At 44.9% G+C, this 2987-nt stretch carries 3 protein-coding genes and 1 pseudogene; 1 reads left to right on the top strand and 3 read right to left on the bottom strand.

What is annotated here, in order from left to right:
• From LGZ98_RS23230 to LGZ98_RS24395, 3 genes are all read right to left on the bottom strand, one after another.
• A partial coding sequence (locus LGZ98_RS23230; protein ID WP_262978674.1) for a filamentous hemagglutinin N-terminal domain-containing protein occupies window positions 1-564 on the bottom strand: 564 nt, incomplete at its 3' end.
• 29 nt (window positions 565-593) lie between these two features.
• On the bottom strand, window positions 594-2273 hold the full coding sequence (locus tag LGZ98_RS23225) for a ShlB/FhaC/HecB family hemolysin secretion/activation protein (RefSeq protein WP_262978673.1): 1680 nt from the start codon (window positions 2271-2273) through the stop codon (window positions 594-596).
• A gap of 174 nt (window positions 2274-2447) precedes the next feature.
• Complete coding sequence (locus LGZ98_RS24395) at window positions 2448-2570, bottom strand: helix-turn-helix domain-containing protein (protein WP_387493031.1); 123 nt, start codon at window positions 2568-2570, stop codon at window positions 2448-2450.
• 42 nt (window positions 2571-2612) lie between these two features.
• On the opposite strand from LGZ98_RS24395, the pseudogene LGZ98_RS23220 reads away from it, so the two are divergent.
• Window positions 2613-2732, top strand: a pseudogene (locus LGZ98_RS23220) (amino acid ABC transporter permease); the annotation flags it as partial.
• Between the last annotated feature and the right edge of the window lie 255 nt (window positions 2733-2987).

Raw genomic sequence — 2987 nt, 5'->3', positions numbered from 1 at the left:
CTTGCCATCTAACCCTTTACCGCCAATAGTGATTTGGCCTGTTTTAACCTCCAATGCTTCCAACGCGTCCTGTTTATCAAATTGGGGTTTACCCGTGGTCAGTGTTGCACTCGAAGTATTAATAAAACCACAGCCATCACAAGTAATGCCGTTGGGGTTGGCAATCATCATATTGGCTTTATGGCCGAAAATCTCCAACTGGCCTTGCAGGTTAGATTGTCCGCTGCCGGTCACTTCATTAATAATCAGTTCCGCCGCTTTTCCATGCAGATTAGGGTTAGCGTTAAGTTGCCCGGCCAGTTGCGATTGAGCCGCTTGCGTGGCGTTATTAAGCACAGCACCTTGAGTGGCGACATTGAACTCTTTATAGGTGTTGTGGGATATCCCCGCGTCATTCGGCGTGGCAATATTGACAACCGGGACATTGCCCTGATTTTGTACCTGCGTATGGTTATTATCCGGTGTGATCCCCGCGGCAATCGCCGGGTGAAGCGGCTGAATGGCGGTAAGGTAAATTAAAAGATAACTCGTGCCTCTCGCCACCGAGCTGTTGCGTTTACTCATCATACTATCCCTTTTGTTTAATTTAAGTGTTACAAAGTCAGTGATGCTGACCAATAAGTGACCCAGTGATCCGGTTTTAGGTGATCAGGGTGAATGAGGGGCTTCCCAATAGTGATGGTTTGGTTGAATCCAGGGTGAGTCAGTGATAAGCCCAGAGCCGCGCCGGTGACATTGCCGCCCTCGATTTGTCCGGTTTTTTTCTGTAACCAGCCAGTATCCAGCGCTCCGGTTAAAATGAGTTCGCCTGGAATAGGAAGTTTTGATACCCGCCAGTTTAGCTCGTTGCGCCAATATCCGCCGCGGTTGCCGGTGAGATATTGTTCTTTGAATCCCCGAACGGAATATTGTCCGCCCAGTGAGAGACGTTCGCTGGCGTAAAGGTTGTCTGGCGTGGTCTGGCCGTAAATCGATGACAGGTAATAAATGGAGTCTGTGACAGGCATGAAATAGCTGGCGCTAAGGCTGAATTTGCGAAATTGACTACGTGGCGCATCTGAGAAACGCGGATCGTCTTTGGTGGCGCCAAATGCTTGTAAACCGTGGCTTACCGTCGGGTTGAAAGTGACATAGCTTCCTGCCAGCACAGTACTGTAATTAACGCCAAGGTTGATTGTGCTCAGTGTCGGGCTGCTGATGGATAATGTTTCTTTTGCCAGTAAATTGGTGGTCCGACGGCGTGTCAGCCCCATATCCAACGCCAGTTTCTGTTTTCCATCACGATATAACGTCCGGTTTACTGCCAGCCGGTGAGTCTGACTGTCGCCGGTGTAGCGATAGGTTTGTGAACCCGTCGGGATATTCTGAAAAGAATCATTCCATGCATATTGATAACTGAATAACCAGTAACCATAAGGAATCGTCACATTGGCAGAGAGGCTGCGGCTTTGATGGCTATTGCGGAAGTCACTGTTACGGCTGGCGGATAATGACCACTGATCAGCAAGATGTAATGGATTATCCAGATTCACGCTGGTATTGATTTGCCCGGCGCCGGTACTTCTTTGACCACTGTTATCCGCTCCCAAACTGGCACTAATGGGTAAGCGAATCGATGTTCGTTTTAAAATAACCGTGGAATAACCCGATTGTTTTCCCGGCTGAATATCAATGGTCACTTGTTGAGACGGCAGGCGATTTAAACGCTCCATGCCTTGTTCAATATCTCGCAGGTTAAGCGTTTTACCCACTATGCTCGGAAAAGCCATTTTCAACGAGAGAGGTGTTTCACCGTCCAGGCTGACTGATTCAATTTTGCCTTCATTGACCGTAATAATGAGAATACCGGAGGATAAATCCTGTGCGCTGAGTCTGGCTTGGGAAGTGACATAACCCCGTTCAATATAGGCATTAGTGGTTTTTCGTACCAATGCATTAATGTCCTGCAAAGATAAGCAGTGGGATAAATAAGGGCGTGTTAAGTGCTGTTTGACTGATCGAGGCAGGCTTTTTGCACCGTCAAATTCAATTCGGTGAATGGTGTGGCAGATAGATCCTGCTGTACTCGGTGCTACATCGGGTGATGGAGGTAAAGTGATGTTGTTGCGCAGCGTTTCCCTTTGCTGTTGGGCTTGTTGCAGTAATGCTTTTTGTTGTTGCGTGATCGTTTCTTGAGCCGCAGGGCTGATCGGTGTTGAGGCATAGAGCAGTTCAGAAATTGCCAGCAGGATAAGTCCTGTCAGGCTTCGGTGATAAAGAAAACGGCTTCCCATAAATAATCTTAATAGCTTGATAATAACATTATTAAACTATTCTAATGTGGTATTATTTTATTGTCTGAATGGATAGTGTAAAATGTGATCGAGATCGGTTATTTAATCCTGATAATGGGGAATTTAATATATTAAATTCCACAAAGTGGCGATAGGGCTGGAGATATTATCTCCTTACTTCAACTCTAGCTCTTTCAGTTTTCGTGTAATAGTATTGCGTTCCCAACCTAGCAATCGTGCAGCATCTGCGTGAGCATTATCCGATAGCCAAAGTGATTGGTTGAGGCGGTGAATCAAACTTTGCTGAAATCGGAAAAGAGGGTGAAGCAGCGGAAGCCTGCCGCGGTATTGGGATTTTTCCGGGTAATTCCAGTCATTATGCTGATTTTCTGGATTTACTTCCTGTTACCAGTGATGCTTGGTATGGAAATTCCAGAAATTACCACCGTAGTTTGCGCTGCTAAAAGATACATCTCTGGCTTATATCGCTGGAGTTCTTTCATTATTTTAATTTCCTATATAAGTAAAGAATTATTGCATTTATAACTATCGATATTATTGATGATATTATGGAAAATAATGTAATGCCGTCAAAAATATTGAAAGATTTGAATACAAAAATACCTACTAATGGATAAGATAAACAGACGAAAAAAGAAAAAAGTAATAGATACTGAATTTGCTTGCTGATGTTATCTTTCCTTACGTGATTAT

Source organism: Photorhabdus kayaii (genome assembly GCF_025384895.1).
Classification (GTDB): Bacteria; Pseudomonadota; Gammaproteobacteria; order Enterobacterales; family Enterobacteriaceae; genus Photorhabdus; species Photorhabdus kayaii.
The sequence above is the reverse complement of the archived record's forward strand: the minus strand, read 5'-3'. Positions and strand labels throughout refer to the sequence as shown.